The organism is Arthrobacter pascens (genome assembly GCF_030816475.1).
Lineage (GTDB): Bacteria > Actinomycetota > Actinomycetes > Actinomycetales > Micrococcaceae > Arthrobacter > Arthrobacter pascens_B.
Genome location: NZ_JAUSXF010000001.1, coordinates 3,017,439 through 3,035,541 on the forward strand (window position 1 = coordinate 3,017,439; position 18,103 = coordinate 3,035,541).

Below are 18,103 nucleotides of genomic sequence, written 5' to 3' on the forward strand. Positions count from 1 at the left end.
CTTCCTGTGGGGATGCCGCGTAGCTGCGGTCAGCCGGCGTAGGGGTCGGCGATTCCGATGTACTGGGTGTAGAGGTATTCCTCGATGCCTTCGAGCCCGCCCTCGCGTCCCAGCCCGGACTGCTTGACGCCACCGAACGGGGCCGCAGCGTTGGAGATCACACCTGCGTTGAGGCCAAGCATGCCGGTCTCGAGCTTTTCGCCCATCCGCAGTCCCCGGTTGAGGTCCCTGGTGAAGACGTAGGCCACGAGGCCGTACTCGGTGTTGTTGGCCAGCCGGATGGCCTCCTCTTCGGTGCCGAACGTCGTGATCGGGGCAACGGGGCCGAAGATCTCCTCGGACAGGATACGCGTGCCCTCGGCGACACCGGCGAGGATGGTGGGCTGGTAGAAGTAGCCCGGACCGTCCACCGGCGCGCCGCCCAGGACGGCCCGCGCGCCCGACGCCACGGCGTCGGAGACGAGTTCGTGGACCTTGTTCCGGCTCTTGGCATCGATCAACGGACCCACCTTTGAGTTTTCCTCCGTTCCCCGCGCGGTGGTCATCTCAGCCATCCTGGCGGCGAACTTCTCAGCGAACTCATCAGCCACGGACTCATGGACAATGAAACGGTTGGCGGCGGTGCAGGCCTCGCCCATGTTCCGCAGCTTGGCCAGCATGGCGCCGGCGACGGCGGCGTCAAGGTCCGCGTCTTCGAAAACTACGAACGGGGCGTTCCCGCCGAGTTCCATCGAGGTCCGCAGGACGGTCTCGGAAGCGTCGGAGAGCAGCCGGCGGCCCACCTCGGTGGATCCCGTGAAGGACAGTTTGCGCAGTCGGGAGTCCTTGATCAGCGGACCCGTGGTGGCACCGGCCGTGGAGGTCGGGATGACGTTCAGGACACCGGCAGGCAGCCCGGCCTCCATCATCACCGATGCGAATAGCTGTGAGGTCAGCGGCGTCAGGTTCGCGGATTTCAGGACCATCGTGCAGCCTGCGGCCACGGCTGGGGCTACTTTGCGGGTGGCCATCGCCAGCGGGAAGTTCCAGGGCGTGATCAGCAGGCAAGGGCCCACGGGCTTCTTCGTCACGAGCAGCCGTGACTTCCCGTCGGGGGATACAGAGTAGCGGCCGAAGGCACGGACGGCTTCCTCTGAAAACCAGCGGAGGAATTCGGCGCCGTAGGTGACCTCACCGCGGGCTTCGGCCAGCGGCTTGCCCATCTCAAGGGTCATCAGGAGGGCGAAGTCCTCGGCCCGTTCGGTGACCAGCTCAAAAGCCCTGCGCAGGATCTCCCCGCGCTCACGCGGCGGAACGTTGGCCCAGGACTCCTGCGCAGCCGCGGCGGCGTCAAGGGCTGCGGCGCCGTCCTCCGGGCCGGCGTCGGCAATGCTCAAAAGGACTTTCCCGGTCGCAGGGTCCTCAACCTCGAAGGTTTTTCCCGAAGCGGCGGGCCGCCATTCGCCGTTGATCAGCAGGCCCGTGGGAACGGAGGCCAGCAGTTCGCTCTCGCGCTCTGCGGTAACAGCCGGCAGTGCAGTGACAGTCACGATGACTCCCTCGTCAGTAGGTTTGTTGCAGCCGTGCGCAAGCCGGAATGGCTCATCTGGCTGATTAACTGCCAGACTACTGCCGCGCCCTTCCACGGTCTACGCCTGGACGCACTACGGAAACGGGGGTGCTTTGTGCATCCGCACAGCCGCCCCGGGGCAGTCCGCTTCGGTCCGGCGGAGCTTCCTTCCGGCCTTCGGCACGGCATAACGGCCAGGATTGGTGCGGTTTAGAGTGGGGCCAGGAGAACTGCAGGACGCCACAGCGGCGTCCGTCAGCGCGCGGCCAATACCGCCGAGTAGAGTTCACGCTTGCTCACGCGGACGTCTTCCGCGACTGCGGCCACCGCCTCCTTGAGCCGGATTCCCTGTGATACCAGCTCGTTCACAGCCGCCACGTGGTCTTCCGGGGTGCCGGGAGCCTGCTCAGGTGCTCCGCCCAGGACAACTGCTATCTCCCCGCGGACCTCGTTGCCCTCTGCCCAGATCAACAGCTCCCCCACTGACCCGCGGATGACTTCCTCGTAGGTCTTGGTCAGTTCACGGCAGACGGCGATCCGCCGGTCGGTGCCGAAGCGCTCCCGCAGTGCGCGCAACATTGATTCAAGCCTGTGCGGCGCTTCGAAAAACACCATGGTCCGCCGCTCCGCTGCAAGATCGGCGAGGCGTGCGGCGCGCTCACCCGCCTTCCGTGGAAGGAATCCTTCAAAACAGAACCGGTCGGTGGGCAGGCCGGACAAGGCAAGGGCAGTCAGGACAGCCGATGGGCCCGGGACCGCCGTCACGGTGAGACCGGCGGCAACGGCGCCCTCCACCAGCCGGAAGCCGGGGTCCGAAACTGACGGCATACCGGCGTCGGTGACCATGACCATGGTCTTGCCTGTCCGCACCTGTTCCAGCAGTTCAGCGGTCTTGGTGGCCTCGTTGTGCTCGTGGTAGCTGATCACACGGCCGCCCACCGTCACTCCAAGGCTCTGGACGAGCCGATGCAGGCGCCGGGTGTCTTCCGCCGCCACGATATCTGCAGAGCCGAGCAATTCGATGAGGCGTGCTGACGCATCCCCGGTGTTCCCGATCGGTGTGGCCGCGAGCACAATCCGGCCGGGGCCGGAGGACCCTGTTGCGCTGGAGGCGTCGGTCGCGCCGGAATCGGGGGAAGTGCTCGGGTTAGGGTCCACGCCACCAGCCTACTGCTGGCAGGCGGCACCAGTTGCAAAAGGTAGCATGGGGCACGTGACGCAGACCTCGACGCGGCCTGCCGAGGCCGGCCAAGCCGCCCTGGCCGCACCCGCCGCCGGCCCGCGGGAACTCGCCGTTCAGGGCGTCGGCAGCCGCCGGCCCTGGATCAGCCGCCCGGACCAGGCCTTCTCCGCCCAAGCCCTTCAGGAACGGCTCATCGGCTGCATCCGCAGCTGGCGGGACTATCCGCCGTCGCTGCGGCTGTGGTTCTGGCTGGTGCCCGTGCTGACCACGGTAATAGGCGGAATCCTCCGCTTCGTCCGGCTGGATGCACCGCACAGCCTGGTATTTGACGAGACCTATTACGTCAAGGATGCCTACTCATTCCTGATCAGCGGCTATGAACGGAGCTGGCCGGACAAGGCCAACGATTCCTTCAACGCCGGCAATCCCGATGTCCTCCTGAACACGCCCGAATACGTGGTCCACCCTCCGGTGGGCAAGTGGATGATCGCCGGCGGCATGTGGCTCTTCGGCGCCGACAATCCGTTTGGCTGGCGATTCGCTGCCGCCTTGACGGGCACCCTGTCCATCCTGCTGCTCACACTGATCGCACAGAAGCTCTTCCGTTCCCTCCCGCTCGCTGCCGCTGCAGGGCTGCTGCTCGCCGTGGACGGCCATCACCTGGTGATGTCCCGGACGTCGCTGCTGGATATCTTCCTGATGTTCTGGATACTGGCTGCGTTCGGCGCACTGCTGATGGATCGCGACGACGGACGCCGCCGGCTGGCAATCCGGCTGGCTCGTCAGGGGGCTGCGTCCGGGGACGGTCGCCCGACCGCCAAACAGCTCCTGGCCGGGCCCTGGCTGGGGGTCCGCTGGTGGCGGATTGCGGCCGCCGTCTGCCTTGGCCTCGCCGTTGGCACCAAATGGTCAGGGCTCTTCTTCCTCGCGGGGTTCGGACTGCTCACTGTCCTGTGGGACCTGAGCGCCCGGCGTATTGCCGGCATCCGCGGCTGGATCAGCGGCGGCATCATCAAGGACGGGCTGCCGGCATTCCTGAGCATCGTGCCGGTGGCCACAGCGGTGTACACCGCCACGTGGACGGGCTGGTTCCGTTCCGACGATGCCTACTTCCGCCATTGGGCGGAGACCAATCCCTCCTCCGAGTGGGGATGGGTGCCGGACTCTCTCCGCTCTCTGGCCCACTACCACCTGGAGGCATACAACTTCCATCAGGGCCTCAGCGCCGACCACCCGTACAAGGCAAGCCCTTGGACCTGGCTGGTAATGGGCAGGCCGACATCGTTCTTTTACGAATCGCCGCCACAGGGAACCGGGAGCTGCAACGTCTCAAACTGCACCTCCGCTATCCTCTCGGTGGGAAACCCCATCATCTGGTGGAGCGCAGTGATCGCCCTGGTGGTGCTCCTCTTCTGGTGGGCCGGCCGACGCGACTGGCGCGCCGGGGCAGTGCTTGCCGGCGTAGGCACAGGCTACCTGCCCTGGTTCATGTACCCCGAGCGCACCATGTTCTACTTCTACGCCGTATCCTTCGAGCCGTTCCTGGTGCTGGCCCTGGTCTATTGCCTGGGCCTTGTCCTGGGACGGGAAACCGATCCGCCGTGGCGGCGGCGCTCAGGACTCTACCTTGTGGCCCTTTTCGTGGCCGGCGCGGTCCTGCTGTCCGCCTTCTTCTATCCTGTCTGGACAGCCGAAGTCATTCCCTATCAGGAATGGCGTTACAGGATGTGGATGCCATCGTGGATCTGAGAGAGGTGAAACCGGGTAGCCGGACTGTACTGCCCGCGGTCTCTACTGCTCTGCTGTCTCTACTGCTCTGCTGTCTCTACTGCTCTGCTGTCTCTACTGATCTTCTGCTGATCCATTCCTGGCAATGCCCGCGGGGACGGCATCAGGACCGTTGGCCAGGCCCCGCCGGCGACGCGTGGGCCAGGTCAGGATCAGTGTCAGTACCGCGGTAAGGAAGACCAGCGCGCCGATGACGATTCCCGCGTCAATCCAGAACTGGCCGGGAAACAGCCGGATGAGGGTGTCGTCCAAGGAGAACGTCCAGGTTCCGTTGGCAAAGAAGATGTGGTGGAAGTCCGTGAAGAACTGTTGCCAGCCCAGGACAGCCAGCGCGCCCAGTCCCAGTATGACCACCAGAGTGACGATGGAACCGGCGAACAGTCCCCTGCGCACTCCCCCGTTACTGCGGCGGCGAAGGTAGGCGATGGCCACGATGCTGACCAGGATCAGGACAGCACCGGCGCCGAATGTGGACAGGATCACTGACTTCACGTCCGCCATATGGCTGACTTCGCCGTCCTTGAAGAGCTTTTCTCCGCTGCGGTTAACCAGTTCGCCCAGATAGCGCGGGCCGGCCCAGTTGCTCAGGTAGTCAACGGAGTACGAGCCGTAGGTCATCCTGTCATCGGTGCTGAAACCATAGCCGTCACCGGGAAATCCCGGCCGGTTATATTCCACCCAGAGAAACAGGGGGCTGGTCACCGCCCGCACCGCCAGCACCATCAGGATCACCGGATAGAACACCGCCAGGAGGATCTGCATGATGCGCGGGGCGACGGGTTTGGCGTTCGCTGCACTTTCACGCTGGGCGTTACGCCGCTCCACTTCCTCCTGCGGAGGACGTACCTGCAGCGCTGAGGTCGGGAGCCGCTCATTGAACGGCTGGCTCCCATGCCTGGCTGGCGCTGAGGTGCTGGCCGGTCCAGGAGTACCGGCAGATCCTGGTGCATCGGCAGGCCCGGGGGCATCGGCAGGCCTGGGGGCACCGGCAGGTCCGGAGTTCTCCGCAGGGTCGACGCCGGCCTCCGCCGCTTTGCGGTCGGCCCGGCTTTCAGGCTGCGCGGACGCGCTCAGGTTTGCGTCGGACGCCTCGTCGGATGGGCTGGTTCCCCGTCCCGTGCGGGTGCTGCCGGAGCCGGAAGCGTTCATCCAGGAAAACGCTGGCTCGTCCGGGTTGTCCTGGTCAGGATCCGGCTGCGGTTCCGCGCGTTTGGCAGGGGTCGAAGAATTGTCGTTCACTGCAGCGTCACTTCCGTTGGGGTCAGCGCCCCGGCTCTGGTCCGGGCAGCGCCAAGTATCTGTTGACGAGCCTACAGTCCGCTCCTTGGGGACGGCGAGGTGCCACACCCCGAGGCCTCGGATTCAGGCAGCTATTTCGGTGTAGCCGGCATCCCCGGCACCCAGGTCCCCCCGGGCGCCGGCCAGGTAGGCCCTTCTGCCCCACACCAGGACGTAGAGCCAGTACAAGGCCAGGGCGGCGGAACCGATGCCGATCTTGGCCCATACCGGGAGCTGGCTTGGTGTGACAAACCCTTCAACAAGACCGGAGACGAACAACACCAGTACAAGCCCTAAAGCCACGGTGATCAAGGACCTGCCTTCCTCGGCCACAGCCCGGCCCCTGGTGCGCGGGCCGGGAGAGACCATGGCCCAGAAAATACGTAATCCCGCAGCACAGGCGATGAACACTGCCGTCAGTTCCATCAGGCCGTGAGGCAGGATGTAGCTGAAAAAGACATCGGATTTGCCAGTCGCCGCGAAGATCCCGGCTGCGATCCCGACGCCCTGGGCGTTGCTCAACAGGATCATGGGCACCCAGAGCCCCGTGATGCCCAACGCGACTGCCTGGGCACTGATCCACGCGTTGTTGGTCCACACGGCGCCCGCAAAGGACGCGGCCGGGTTTTCCGAGTAGTAGCCGATAAAGTCCTCCTCCACGTACTGCCTGACCGCGGAGTCGGAAGCCAGGGACCGCAGGGCGTCAGGGGAGCTGCCGATCCACAACGCGTAGGCGCCGCCGACCAGGACGAATACCGTTCCACAGGCCAGCGTGAGCCACGTCAGCCGGTACAGCGCGGCCGGCAACGCGACCACAAAAAAGCGGGCCAGGTCTGCGGTGAAATTCGACCGTGCGCCCGTGAAGCGGGTCCTGGCTTGCGCGAGGGCAGCCGACAGGGACGCGGACAGGCCGCTTTCCGGTGCCAGCGACCTGATAAGTGACAGATGCGCGGAGGTCGCCTGGTACAGCCGGAGCAGCTCGTCGGCCTCCTGGCCGGTGAGCCGCCGCTTGAAGGCAAGTTCACGTAGCCTGGACCATTTGTCCCCGTTCACGGCGGTGAAGGCATCCATATCCACGGAATCAGCCTAGCCGCACCCGATTAGACTGTGAGCGTCCGCAGGACGATTCGCGAGGAACGGGGAGCCTGGGTTGAGTTCAATTGTCACGGGAGAGGCCGTTGTCCTGGAACTGCGGCCCGCATCTTTCGCCGCCCGCGCCCTTGGCCTCCTGCTGGATGTCCTGGTCAACGTCGTGCTTCTGGTGCTGGTCCTGATTGGCATTGCCGCTGCCGGCCCGGAACTTGATGAAGCGGCCGCCCGCGCCCTGGCACTGGTGGGCACCGTGTTCTGTTTGGTGATCGTCCCGGTCACCGTGGAGACGCTGAGCAGGGGGCTGTCGTTGGGAAAACTGGCGGCCGGCCTTCGGGTTGTGCGTGACGACGGCGGGGCCATCCGCTTCCGCCATGCCGTGATCCGGGGGCTCACGGGCTTCCTGGAGATCTATTTCACCTTCGGCGGCCTGGCCATTGCAGTGGCACTGTTCAACGACAAATCCAGGCGGCTGGGAGACATCCTGGCCGGAACGTATGCCCTGCGGACCCGCGTGCCGGTCGAAGCCGCGGTTCCCGTTTTTGTCCCCCCGCGGCTGCGCCCCTGGGCGGCAGCCGCGGACATCGGGCGGATTCCTGATGCGACAGCGCGCCAAGCCTCACAGTTCATCCGGCAGGCGGGCCGGATGTCTCCGCTGTCGCGGACGGGAATGGCAACGTCGCTTGCCACGGAGCTGGCGCGGCATGTGGCACCGCCTCCGCCTCCGGGAACCACGCCTGACGAGTACCTGGCGGCCGTCATCGCTGAGCGTCGCAACCGCGAACTGACGAGGCTCCAGCAAGCCCGCCGGCGCAGTTCTGCGATGGGTGAGCGGCTGGACCGCCTGCCGTTCGGTCCCTGACGCTGGTCTCCGTACCAGGCTGGCCGCTGTTTCAGCTGCTTACGGGCTGGCCGGTTGGTCGACTCAGCTGTTTACCGGACTCAGCTGTCCGGGTTAGTTGTCGTACTGCTTAGTTGTCGTACTGCGCCCAGGGGATGTTCCAGTCGCCGTAGCCGTCGTCATAGGCTGCATAGTCGCCTTCGGTATTAATGACCTGGACAACGTCGCCGGTGGTCATGGCATCGAAGACCCAGGCCGCGCCGTCGGGGGCGAAGCCGATGCAGCCGTGCGAGACATTCGTGTTCCCGATGTAGGGGAACGCAGAGTCAAGTGCCTGGTGGATGTAGGCCCCGCTCAAGGTCAGCCGGATGGTGTACTGCACATCCACTTCGCCGTAGTAGGCGGGGTCGCCCGGTTTGAGTCCGATACTGTCGGCCACGAAGTGGTCGTACCGGTGTTTATCCATCAGCACCAGGTAGCCGCGGGCCGAGGGAAAGCGCTTGGACCCCATGCTGACGGGGACCGTCTTGACCACCTGGTCATTGACGCTCAGGGTGAAGGTGTGCGCCGCAGCGTCCGCCACGGCCAGCCGCTTGTCCCCGATGTGGACATTGACCTTCTTGTTGAAGTTGGCGATCTGGCCGTTGCCCAGGTCGACACCGAAGAGCTGCATGTCCATCGTGACGGTGGAGTTTGCGGCCCAGAACGCCTCCGGACGGTAGCGGACCATGGTATCGCTGAACCAGTGGAAGGCACCCGTCTGGCCTGAACTGGACGTGATCTTGATGGCATTCTCCACCGCAGCGCGGTTTACGACGGGCTCGCTGAAGATGACCTGGAGCGGCTGCGCGACTCCCACCTTCATGCCGTCAAGGGGATAGATCGCCGCATCCGCTTCGTGGGAGCTGGAGACCGTGCTGAAGGACCGGGTAGTGCTGGTCTCGCGCCCTGCGCCGTCCTTGACGACGTAGGTGTAGCTGTAGTCAGCATTGAACTTCAAGGGGCCGGCCGCCGTCCAGCTGGTGCCGTCCGCCCCGAACGCACCCTTGACCGCTTCCCCGGCTTTGCTGGTGAGGGTGACCCGTTCAATTTTGCCGTTGGCTACTGTGAGCGATACCGGAGCCGCAGGATTGACTTGCTTGGCGCCGTCGGCAGGCGAAACGTCCAGCTTAACGGGCGCAACTATCGGAGAAGCCACACCGGGAGCCGAACGGACGGCGGAGCCTGCTTCGGATTCCATGGACCCGCGGGCAAACCCTGGCGCGACAGCGGAGAACGCTCCACCGCCGGCGGCCAGGATGCAGACCGCGGCCAGAAGGGCAATCTTCTTGGCGGTTCCCCTGCGGCGCGGTGCTGGCCCGGGCCTCGACCCGGGCTTAGACTCAGACTCCATGCAACGATCTTAAGCCTTGCCGCAGCGTCCCCTGCGCCGGCGAGGCTCCAGCAGCGTCACGCCTCAGTAACGATAGTGCTCGGGCTTGTACGGGCCGGCCACGTCGATATCCAGGTAGTCCGCCTGTTCCTTGGACAGCTCGGTAAGCTCAACTCCCAGGGCATCGAGGTGCAGCCGGGCCACTTTTTCGTCCAGGATCTTGGGAAGCACATACACCTGGTTGGAGTACTCGCGGTCACCCTCGGGCTGGTCCTTCTTGGTCCACAGCTCGATCTGGGCGATGGTCTGGTTGGCAAACGAGTTACTCATCACGAAGGACGGGTGGCCGGTTGCGTTGCCCAGGTTCAGGAGCCGTCCTTCGGAGAGGACGATGATGGACCGCGCCGAGTCCCCCTCGGCGTCCGCGTCAAAGACCCACTCATGAACCTGCGGCTTGATCTCCACCTTCCTGATCCCGGGGATCCGGGCCAGGCCGGCCATGTCGATTTCATTGTCGAAGTGGCCGATGTTACCCACGATGGCCTTGTTCTTCATTCCGGCCATATGCTCGGCCATGATGACGTCCTTGTTGCCCGTGGTGGTGATGAAGATGTCACCCTGGGCAAGCACGGACTCAAGCTTGGCCACCTGGTAGCCGTCCATGGCCGCCTGCAGGGCGCAGATGGGATCAATCTCGGTGACGATGACACGTGATCCCTGCCCGCGGAGCGCCTCTGCGGCGCCCTTGCCCACGTCGCCGTAGCCGCAGACCACTGCGACTTTTCCACCCATCAGGACATCGGTGGCCCTGTTCAGTCCGTCCGGCAGCGAGTGGCGGATACCGTACTTGTTGTCGAACTTGCTCTTCGTCACGGAGTCATTGACGTTGATGGCGGGGAACAGGAGTTTCCCCTGCTCTGCCAACTGATACAGGCGATGCACACCCGTAGTGGTTTCCTCGCTCACTCCCTTGATGCTTCGGGCGGTGCGGGTCCACTTCTGCTGGTCCTGCCCGATGGACTTGCGCAGGACTTCAAGGAATATCGCGTATTCTTCGGAGTCTGCCTCGTCGGTTGCGGGGACAGCCCCTGCAGCCTCGAATTCAACGCCCTTGTGGACCAGCATCGTGGCGTCGCCGCCGTCGTCCAGGATCATGTTGGGACCCAGTTCCGGGTTGGTCTCGGCGCCCGGCCAAGTCAGGATCTGCTCCGCCGTCCACCAGTACTCTTCGAGCGTTTCACCCTTCCACGCGAACACCGGCACCCCCTGGGGATCCTCAACCGTTCCCTTGCCCACAACCACGGCAGCGGCCGCTTCATCCTGGGTGGAGAAAATGTTGCAGGAGGCCCAGCGGACCTCCGCTCCGAGGGCGGTCAGGGTTTCGATGAGCACGGCAGTCTGCACCGTCATGTGGAGCGAACCGGCGATACGGGCGCCTTGGAGAGGCTGCGCGGGGCCGAATTCCCTGCGGAGGGACATCAGGCCGGGCATCTCATGTTCCGCCAGGCGGATCTGGTGGCGGCCGGCCTCGGCCAGCGAGATGTCGGCAACCTTGTAATCAAATGTCATGGGGAATCCTTTGCTATGTCCGGTGGAAGCGACGGCATTCAGGCGTCGGCGGAAGTCGTTGGGCGGTGCTTAGTCTGTTCCGGCCGGACGGGCAGCGGAGTCGTGCCGGACCGGGTCGTGCACGCCTGAATCGTGCTCATCTGAGCCGGCCGAGTTGGCGGCCTGCAGCAGTTCCGGCGGCAGGAGCAGGGGTATGCCGTCCTCAATCGCGTAGCGCAGTGGCACGCCCGACTCCGCGACCGCCGTCGAGACGAGTTCGTCACCCTCCTGGACCAGGGGTGAGCCGGTCACGGGGCACCGCAGGACGGACAACAGTTCAGGACTGATCTTTGGCATGGATGATGCTCCCTGACGGGCGCGATTGCGCCGGTGGCTGACTGATTAGCAGCTTCAAGCCTACCGCCAGATAGGACTCAGGACGGTTCACGGAGTACGCGCAGGTGCCCTCGGCGGGTGCCCTCGGCCGACGTCGGCGCTTCCAGGACTGAGTGGACGGAGCGCTGGGTCTGGGCCGGTTGGGCGTGCACGGGCAGGGCAGCAGCTTCACGAACTGCATTCGCGAGGGCCAGCAAGTCATCAGGCCCCGGCTGCTGCGGCGTGGACGGCATGGCCAGGCGCAGGACTTCCCACCCGCGCGGGACAGTCAGGGATCCGGCGTGCTGCTCGCACAAATCGTAACAATGCGGCTCCGCGTAAGTGGCCAATGGCCCCAGTACGGCTGTGGAGTCGGCATACACGTATGTCAGAGTAGCCACCGCCGACTGGCGGCAGGCTGATCTTGAACATTCACGGATAGCTCCCACGACATCCCAGACTACTCTGTGTCCCTGCCCGTTCGGCGTATTGCCCCCTTAACGCCGCGCCATGGTGCGGCGTGGATTGTGTCGCGTAAATGTTCGGCCGGGTTTAGAGTCAATGTATGCAGTCATCGAACCATGATTCAGGTTTTACGGTCCGGTTGGCTGACCCGGGCGTCCGCAGTGATGGCACCGGTTCGGGCACGTTGGGCAAGAGCTTTGCGATGCGCCGCCGTAACCGGCACGGCCGCGGCCTGCGTGGGGAACTGATGCTGCCAACGCACCCCGGCTACCGAACCCGCTCCGACCGCTTTGACGATATGGTGCTGGACTCCGCACAGCGCCTTCACGACATCTGGGGCAAGACGCTCGACGGGGTGCGGTTTGCCGTTGACGAGATTCCGCCGCAACTGGAACAGCTCGTGGCCGATGGCCAGGCCGCCCCGATGGGTTCCTACACGCCGGCAACCGCCGACGAAGGACCTGTCATCACCTTGTACCGCCGGGTCGTGGAACAGGGCTGCGCCAGCCGTGAGGAACTGCAGGACCTGGTCCATGACGTTGTGGTGGAACACACCGCTGAGATGCTCGGCGTGGCGCCCGAGACCCTGGACCCGGTCTACAGGCGCCGTTACTGACGCACCGGCCTCAATACCGACGCTTCACTAACCCGACGCCGCAGTGCGCGACGCTCAGTAACCCAACGTGACAGGAACCTTCTCCTGGCCTGACGCCGCGGGCATGAAGGCCAGCGACGAGATGTCCTCCCGGCCGTCCTGCTCGAGCAGCAAAGCGCCGTAGGCAGCATCCCCGGAGGCAGATACCACGTAACCCACCACCACTGAATCATCCACAGTCTCCGGAATGGTGATGGACGTGGTGGTCTCTCCGGCGATGTCCGCCGACGCCGCGGGATGGAGTTTTCCATCCGATGTGATGGCCGCGTAAGAAATGGTGGCTCGGTCCGCCAGGGCACCGAATACCAGGATCCGGTCCCCGCCCTGAGGCACCGGCACCACGTGCTGGCTGCCCAGCCTGACGCCTGATGCAGACCAGGCGACGTCGGAAGGGGCGTCACTGCTGACCCCGCGGGTTACCCTCGCGGCAGCCACAATCGATACGTCCGAGCTTGCGGAAACCGTGTAGTGGTCTGCAGGAACGCCGGCGAGGGAAACCTCCGTCACCGACCCTCCCTTTGCGGTGACCACGCCGCCAGCCGGAAGTGCCACCTGTCCGGCCCGGCCGAACAGTTTGACCTCCACGACGGCATCGGAGGTTCCCGGAACGGTCAGCTGGAGTGCCGGCCCCGCGTCTGCAAAGCCTTTCTGCCCCGTCATTGCTGCGACACCACCGGCATCCTGGATGTCCACGCCGGTCATCACCTGGCGTGCTGCCGGGCCTGTCCCAGGCGCAATGAAATCAACCCCGCCGGGAGTGAGCCCCCGCAGGACGCTTTGTTGGATGGTTGCAGCGACCGGACCGCCCGTGCTGCGCACGTGGACACTGAGCCGGGCCTCTGCCGGCGCCAGCCCGGCCAGGACAATGGACCGGGTGGTTCCCGGGGCCACCAGAAGGCCTCGGCTTCCCGGAGCCTGGATCTGGCCTTTGCTCCCAAAGAGTTCGAGGTTGACCGTCGCCGGGGTGCTGGAGGCGTTGCTGAGGATCAGGACCGATGTCCGGCCCACGGTGGTGGTGGCGCCGGCGAGCCACAGATCGTTGGACGGCTGCTGGCAGTTGGCTGCCGCCGAACCCTGCAGATCCCCGTCAGTGGCCTTGTACTGCATCAGGGCGGCAGCTGAGGGCTTCTGGTTCGACTGGGGATCCGCGCTCAGGACGCTCACCCCGTTGACGGCATGCCCCGCGACCACGCCGGCGAGAAGTTCCTGCGGGCCTGCGGCAGCGTTTGGCCTGCCGTTTCCCTTGGCGATTTCGACGGCGGCTTTCCCGTCCAGTGCGGACAGCCGGCTGCCCGGCAAAACGCCGCCGGCGGCACTCAGGACCGCGCCCGTCACGGCACTTGCCGCCGTCGCGGAGACAGGGCTGAATTGTGGATCAGTTCCTGCCTCGGTGCCTTCGAGCAGCCTTGCCGGTCCGGGGCAGACGCCCACGCTGGAGCCGGCAGGGACTGCGGCCAGCGCTGGAGGGATGCTGCGGTTCCCGGCCGGCTGCACTGCAAGCGAGCCGGCGGCCACTACTCCACCGGCGGCGGCCAGAATCGCTACAGCGGACAGGACGCCGGAGAGGATTCCCCTGCGCACGGGGCCGCTGGCTGGACGGGACTTTAGCCGGTCACCGCCGGGCTTTACCGGGCGGCCGCTCGTTGCCGGCTCGCCAGCCTGTCTGCCGGACCCGGTGTGATCCAGGCCGGTCCCGGCGGCGTCCGTCTCTGCGGCGTCCGTCTCTGCGGCGTCGGTTTCTGCGCCGTCGGTCCGGAGCTCATTGGGCCGGGCTGTGTCCTCATGCATTCTGGTGTTCCTTACGCAAAGAGCCTTCGTCCCTTGACAGGCCCGTGTTCGGCCTCCGGGCAGGCATCGGGATCGCAAGCATGACGGTAAGCCCGATGACGGTGATCTGCGCAATTCCGGCCCACAGTGCCAGCGGGTTTTCGTAGCGGATGGTCAACTGGCCGGCGGAGGGCGGCAGGGTGAACGCCTGGGCCCAGCCGGAGGTTGTGGCTGTGAGCTTCCGGCCGTCCAGCCAGGCGGTCCATCCGGGGTCGGCCCGTTCAGCAAGCACCACCAGCCGCCCCTCCGGTCCCGCCGGAACCGCGGTGTCGACGTCGTCGTATCCGGATGGCAGCAGCGCGACCGCGGCTCCCTTGCCGTCGACTATCCGCACACGATGTGCGACGTCGGCGGCCTGGAGCGCCGGCTGGTTCAGGGGCGTAATCCGCCAAAGCCAGCCAACATCCGTCTGCCCCACGGCGACGAGCCCTGGTACGGCGTCCATCCTGCTGGCCGTCAGTTGGGCAGCGGTGTCGGCCGAACGCAGGACGACGAACCCGACGCCCAACTGTTCAAGCTGGGGCCTGGGGTCAACTCCCTGTCCGGCCACCAGGGTGGCGACTACAGACCGGATGGCAGACGTGGCGTCGTCATCCTCCCTGACGGTTTCAGTTCCCGGTTCGCCCAGGATGTTCCGCGTGGCTGCGATGGCAGAAAGGCTGTCGAGGGTGGTTCCAGCGCCGCGCATCAGGGCTGTATCAAAGGTCCCGTTTTCCCGCGTGCTGATGATCAGCGTACGGGTCTGCTCAGGCCCGGTCCCGCGGTCAATGGCGGTGGCCGGAAGTGTCCGGCTGTTACCGGCCTCAACCAGCCGGGGGGTGCCGAGGGCTTCCTCGCCAGCGGCGTGCGGCGTGGCGTCGGCTGTGGCAGACCGCAGCAGGTTCTGCGCGGACCACGCTGCCATACCTGCCAATGGCCCGGCCAGCAGCAGGACCATGGAAAGCGCGACGGCGGAACGAAGCAGGACATTCCGCCTGGGGCTCACTGACGACGCCCTGTCAGCAAAGCCGAGCAGGCGTTCCCCTCCGATAAGACCCGCTCCGAGGAGCGCGAATCCGACGGCCGAGACCGCAGGTCCGGGGAAGGGGGTCACCATGGTGTCTGCATTGGCGCCGGTGGCTACACTGCCGGCCAGCCAGCCGCCCGCAAGGATGATCAGCGCGGCAACCCAGAGGGCCCGGGCTGTCCGCGTCCTTTTGCCGGGGACGAAGAGCGCTGCGGCAGCAAGGAGCAGCACGGGAACGCCCACAAGCAGCGCCAGCAGGAGGGCCCAGGGTATTGACTGGCCGCTGAAATACGGCAGGCCTGCCAGGCCGCCGTCGGGCGTGAAAGGCAGGGGCCGGCCCAGTATTTGCTGCCACAGCGGCGCGGCATCAAATCCGAGCGGAACACCGGGATCGGCAAGTATTGCCCGCGGCCTGTCCAGCACGGACAGCGCGAAGGGAATGAACAGCGCGGCCGCGGGAAGCAGCGCCCACCACACGGTGCGCCCACGGCGTCCGAGCATGACACCGCACAGGACGATGATCAACACCAACGGGATCAGCAGCGAAGGGGCTGAAGCGCCCACTACAGCCAGGGCCAGGCCGGCGGCGGCGGCAGCGGTCCAGGACGGCATGCCGTTGATTCCCGGCCGGGCAGGGGGTTTATCGGTGTAGCGCCGCTCTGCGGGGGAAGGCAGCACAAAACGGCCGTGGCCCACGGCCGTCCCGGTTGCGCGCAGCAATGCCAGGACCAGCACGGGAATCATGACGTGGGCCAGGACAGCTCCCACGCGGCCCTGGTTCAGCGAAACCTGCAACGCGGGGAACGCCGCCCAGGACAACGCTGCGACCAGGCGCAAGCGGCGCCGGACGGTAAACGCCCCGGACGCGAACCAGGCTGTAAGCGCGGCAAGGGGCGTGGCGAGCAGGAGCAGCCATGCCATGGCGCTGTTGGCGTCGCCGCCACCCAGGAGGCCAAGGATCCACAGCACATAGCCAAACGGGTCCCCCCGGCCGGGCAGGCCTGCACCCAGGCTGATCCACCAGCTCGAGGCGTGGTGCCAGATTTCCCCGAGGGTCGACGAGACCGGGATGAGGGCGCCGCCGGAGACCGCCTCGGCCCGGAACAACCCGGAGAGCCCGATCAGGGAGGCGACGGAAGCGATGAGCACCGCAGCCAGCGCGCCGCTCCCCGCCCAGCCCCGCTCGGTGGTTGTCAGGGCAGCGAAGTCATCTGCGGAATCGCCGCTTGGCTGGTCGGCAAGGGGATCATGCTCCAGGCCGTCAGCCGAATCGTCCGCCCCCAGCGCCTCGATCAGGGACCGGCGATGGTTCCAGACATCGCGCCTGGGCGTCTGCAGCTTCCTGATCACTGAGCGACGAATCCGCCGCGTCCTCGCGGCTGTCCGCCTCGCCCTCATTACTGCCGCTGGACGCCCCAAAGCCGTGAAGGTTGCGGCCAGCTGGGTAAAGCCGTGCCCGGGATCCTTGACGGCGATGCTGAGCACAAGCTTGAAAACACTGCCCAGCAGCGCCCCCGCGGCGTGCAGCGGAACCTTCCACAGCGGAGCATGCTTGAGACGGAGGTGCACCTGGGCCTTCCGTGCGGCCGAGGCGTTGCCCAGTGCATGGGGCCGGTGCGCGACATGGAACATACGCGCAGTGGGTACCACCACCACCCGGTGTCCGGCGAGGCGGTTGCGCCAGCAGAAATCGACGTCGTCGCCCGTCCCGGACAAAGCCGGGTCAAAGCCTTGGAGGTGCTCCCAGATATCCCTGCGGACCAGCATGCCCGCCGAATTCACCGCGAAGGTGTCGCTGCGGCCATCGTATTGGCCCTGGTCAAGCTCGTCGGCATCGATCAGGGTAAGGCGCTCGGCCCATCCGCTGGTGGACAGTCCGACGTCGATCAGGCGGCGTCCGGCGTGCCAGTCCAGCTGCTTGCAGCCGGCAACTGTTACGGAAGGAGCGCGTTCCACTGCACCCAAAAGCTCAGCCAGAGCCTCCGGGGCCGGGGCCGCGTCGTCGTGGATAAGCCAGATCCATTCGGCGGCGGCAACCTCTGATTGACCGGACCAGGGTGCAAGGGCGTCGAGGCCGGCACGGACAGCCCCGCCCATGCCGCCTTTGCCGTGTGCGACGTGCAGGACGTTCGCTGCGCCGAGGGACCGCTCAAGGAGGGCCGCGGAATGGTCGCGGGACCCGGTGTCCACCCCGACAATGGAGTCGGCTGGCCGGGTCTGGTCCGCCAACGCAGCCAGGGTTCTGGGGAGATAGTCACTGCCGTTGTGGGACACCACAACAGCAGTGACGTGCACTTCCTGATGAATTAGATTGCCCGCTTCCTTAGCCGCCGGCGCTCGCGCTCGGAAAGGCCTCCCCAGATGCCAAACCGTTCGTCGTTCGCCAACGCGTATTCAAGGCATTGTGACCGCACGTTGCAGGCGCCGCACACCTTTTTGGCGTCCCGCGTCGATCCGCCCTTCTCCGGAAAGAAGGCTTCCGGATCGGTCTGCGCGCACAGCGCGTCAGTCTGCCAGCCGAGCTCGCCTTCGTCGTCGAAGTCCTGCCGGAAAGGCAATCCGATCCATACCGGCTGAAAGTTCCTGGCGTTGTCAGCCTGCAATTCCATCGGCGGATCGAGGTCGTCCTCATCAGGATCGTGGCCGCCATCAAGAAGGGCCTCGTGCGCTGCGAGGAAGGCCGTGGCCTGGTCCTGCAGGGAGTCTTTGTTTCGGTTATACCGTTCCGCGGCGTCAGGGTCCGCGGGATCTACGTACCAGTCACTGGGAACTCCCCGTGCCCGGTATTTTGCCGTTGCCTGACCGGCGACGACGGCATCTTCTTGGATACGCTCTACTTGCCCCAATGCGACCCTCCTGATGTTGCAGCCTTTGCCTGGACACTTGGACACTCGGTTGTGTGCCGTATCTGCGCAATGGCCTTCGATACCTAATTACACGCGTGTAACTAGGGATGAGTCAAGCCGTGGACCGGATAATAATCAATTTCACCGGCGAGTCGCGGTCACGCCACGCCCGAAGATTTTTAGGTCGGCCCGACATCCCGTCCGGCCGAATCGAAGGCACGACCCGCCGTCGACCCCGATTGCCATGGATCACGGGAAAAAATACAGTGCGGGCCGCAATA

14 protein-coding genes are annotated in these 18,103 nt (G+C 65.6%); 3 read left to right on the plus strand and 11 right to left on the minus strand.

Annotated features, from left to right (window positions below; translation table 11 throughout):
* Positions 1–29: 29 nt before the first annotated feature.
* Positions 30–1,529: an NAD-dependent succinate-semialdehyde dehydrogenase gene (locus QFZ40_RS13790; protein WP_306905060.1), complete on the minus strand. Its 1,500-nt coding sequence runs from the start codon at positions 1,527–1,529 to the stop codon at positions 30–32.
* Positions 1,530–1,804: 275 nt separating this feature from the next.
* The gene (gene rsmI, locus QFZ40_RS13795; protein WP_373427434.1) at positions 1,805–2,707 is read right to left on the minus strand and encodes a 16S rRNA (cytidine(1402)-2'-O)-methyltransferase; all 903 of its coding nucleotides are present in this window, start codon (positions 2,705–2,707) and stop codon (positions 1,805–1,807) included.
* A gap of 46 nt (positions 2,708–2,753) precedes the next feature.
* On the opposite strand from rsmI, the gene QFZ40_RS13800 reads away from it, so the two are divergent.
* Positions 2,754–4,481 (plus strand): dolichyl-phosphate-mannose--protein mannosyltransferase, encoded by a 1,728-nt coding sequence (locus tag QFZ40_RS13800; protein WP_306905062.1) that lies wholly within the window; start codon positions 2,754–2,756, stop codon positions 4,479–4,481.
* 93 nt (positions 4,482–4,574) lie between these two features.
* On the opposite strand, the gene QFZ40_RS13805 is transcribed toward QFZ40_RS13800, so the two are convergent.
* Together QFZ40_RS13805 and QFZ40_RS13810 are read right to left on the minus strand one after the other, a co-directional pair.
* Entirely contained in the window at positions 4,575–5,759 is a 1,185-nt protein-coding gene (locus QFZ40_RS13805) for a TIGR01906 family membrane protein (protein ID WP_306905064.1), read from the minus strand.
* Between the two features lie 123 nt (positions 5,760–5,882).
* Entirely contained in the window at positions 5,883–6,875 is a 993-nt protein-coding gene (locus QFZ40_RS13810; RefSeq protein ID WP_306905067.1) for a stage II sporulation protein M, read from the minus strand.
* Between the two features lie 73 nt (positions 6,876–6,948).
* On the opposite strand from QFZ40_RS13810, the gene QFZ40_RS13815 reads away from it, so the two are divergent.
* Positions 6,949–7,749 (plus strand): RDD family protein, encoded by an 801-nt coding sequence (locus tag QFZ40_RS13815; RefSeq protein WP_306905069.1) that lies wholly within the window; start codon positions 6,949–6,951, stop codon positions 7,747–7,749.
* Positions 7,750–7,858: 109 nt separating this feature from the next.
* Here the strand turns inward: QFZ40_RS13815 and QFZ40_RS13820 are convergent, their stop codons facing one another.
* The 4 genes from QFZ40_RS13820 to QFZ40_RS13835 form a co-directional block, all read right to left on the minus strand.
* The gene (locus QFZ40_RS13820; protein WP_306905071.1) at positions 7,859–9,121 is read right to left on the minus strand and encodes a L,D-transpeptidase; all 1,263 of its coding nucleotides are present in this window, start codon (positions 9,119–9,121) and stop codon (positions 7,859–7,861) included.
* A 63-nt stretch (positions 9,122–9,184) separates the two neighbouring features.
* Positions 9,185–10,669 (minus strand): adenosylhomocysteinase, encoded by a 1,485-nt coding sequence (gene ahcY, locus QFZ40_RS13825; RefSeq protein WP_306905073.1) that lies wholly within the window; start codon positions 10,667–10,669, stop codon positions 9,185–9,187.
* Between the two features lie 69 nt (positions 10,670–10,738).
* Positions 10,739–11,005: a Trm112 family protein gene (locus tag QFZ40_RS13830; RefSeq protein ID WP_306905075.1), complete on the minus strand. Its 267-nt coding sequence runs from the start codon at positions 11,003–11,005 to the stop codon at positions 10,739–10,741.
* 77 nt (positions 11,006–11,082) lie between these two features.
* Entirely contained in the window at positions 11,083–11,472 is a 390-nt protein-coding gene (locus tag QFZ40_RS13835) for a DUF3499 domain-containing protein (protein WP_306905077.1), read from the minus strand.
* A gap of 116 nt (positions 11,473–11,588) precedes the next feature.
* On the opposite strand from QFZ40_RS13835, the gene QFZ40_RS13840 reads away from it, so the two are divergent.
* Positions 11,589–12,104: a metallopeptidase family protein gene (locus QFZ40_RS13840; protein WP_306905079.1), complete on the plus strand. Its 516-nt coding sequence runs from the start codon at positions 11,589–11,591 to the stop codon at positions 12,102–12,104.
* A 54-nt stretch (positions 12,105–12,158) separates the two neighbouring features.
* On the opposite strand, the gene QFZ40_RS13845 is transcribed toward QFZ40_RS13840, so the two are convergent.
* The 3 genes from QFZ40_RS13845 to QFZ40_RS13855 are packed head-to-tail and all read right to left on the minus strand — an operon-like array spanning position 12,159 to position 17,822.
* Entirely contained in the window at positions 12,159–13,931 is a 1,773-nt protein-coding gene (locus QFZ40_RS13845) for a DUF5719 family protein (protein WP_306905081.1), read from the minus strand.
* Positions 13,924–17,253 carry a glycosyltransferase family 2 protein gene (locus tag QFZ40_RS13850; RefSeq protein ID WP_373427475.1) on the minus strand — a complete coding sequence of 1,110 codons (3,330 nt, stop codon included), beginning with the start codon at positions 17,251–17,253 and terminating at the stop codon, positions 13,924–13,926. The genes QFZ40_RS13845 and QFZ40_RS13850 overlap by 8 nt, the downstream gene beginning before the upstream one ends.
* A gap of 29 nt (positions 17,254–17,282) precedes the next feature.
* Positions 17,283–17,822, minus strand: a complete 540-nt coding sequence (locus QFZ40_RS13855) for a WhiB family transcriptional regulator (protein WP_306905085.1) — start codon at positions 17,820–17,822, stop codon at positions 17,283–17,285.
* Between the last annotated feature and the right edge of the window lie 281 nt (positions 17,823–18,103).

Bases quoted from the DNA above. Each gene is read 5' to 3' on its own strand.
- QFZ40_RS13830 (WP_306905075.1), bottom strand. From the start codon at position 11,005: ATGCCAAAGATCAGTCCTGAACTGTTGTCCGTCCTGCGGTGCCCCGTG.
- QFZ40_RS13820 (WP_306905071.1), bottom strand. From the start codon at position 9,121: ATGGAGTCTGAGTCTAAGCCCGGGTCGAGGCCCGGGCCAGCACCGCGC.
- QFZ40_RS13845 (WP_306905081.1), bottom strand. From the start codon at position 13,931: ATGCATGAGGACACAGCCCGGCCCAATGAGCTCCGGACCGACGGCGCA.
- QFZ40_RS13800 (WP_306905062.1), top strand. From the start codon at position 2,754: ATGGGGCACGTGACGCAGACCTCGACGCGGCCTGCCGAGGCCGGCCAA.
- ahcY (WP_306905073.1), bottom strand. From the start codon at position 10,669: ATGACATTTGATTACAAGGTTGCCGACATCTCGCTGGCCGAGGCCGGC.
- QFZ40_RS13840 (WP_306905079.1), top strand. From the start codon at position 11,589: ATGCAGTCATCGAACCATGATTCAGGTTTTACGGTCCGGTTGGCTGAC.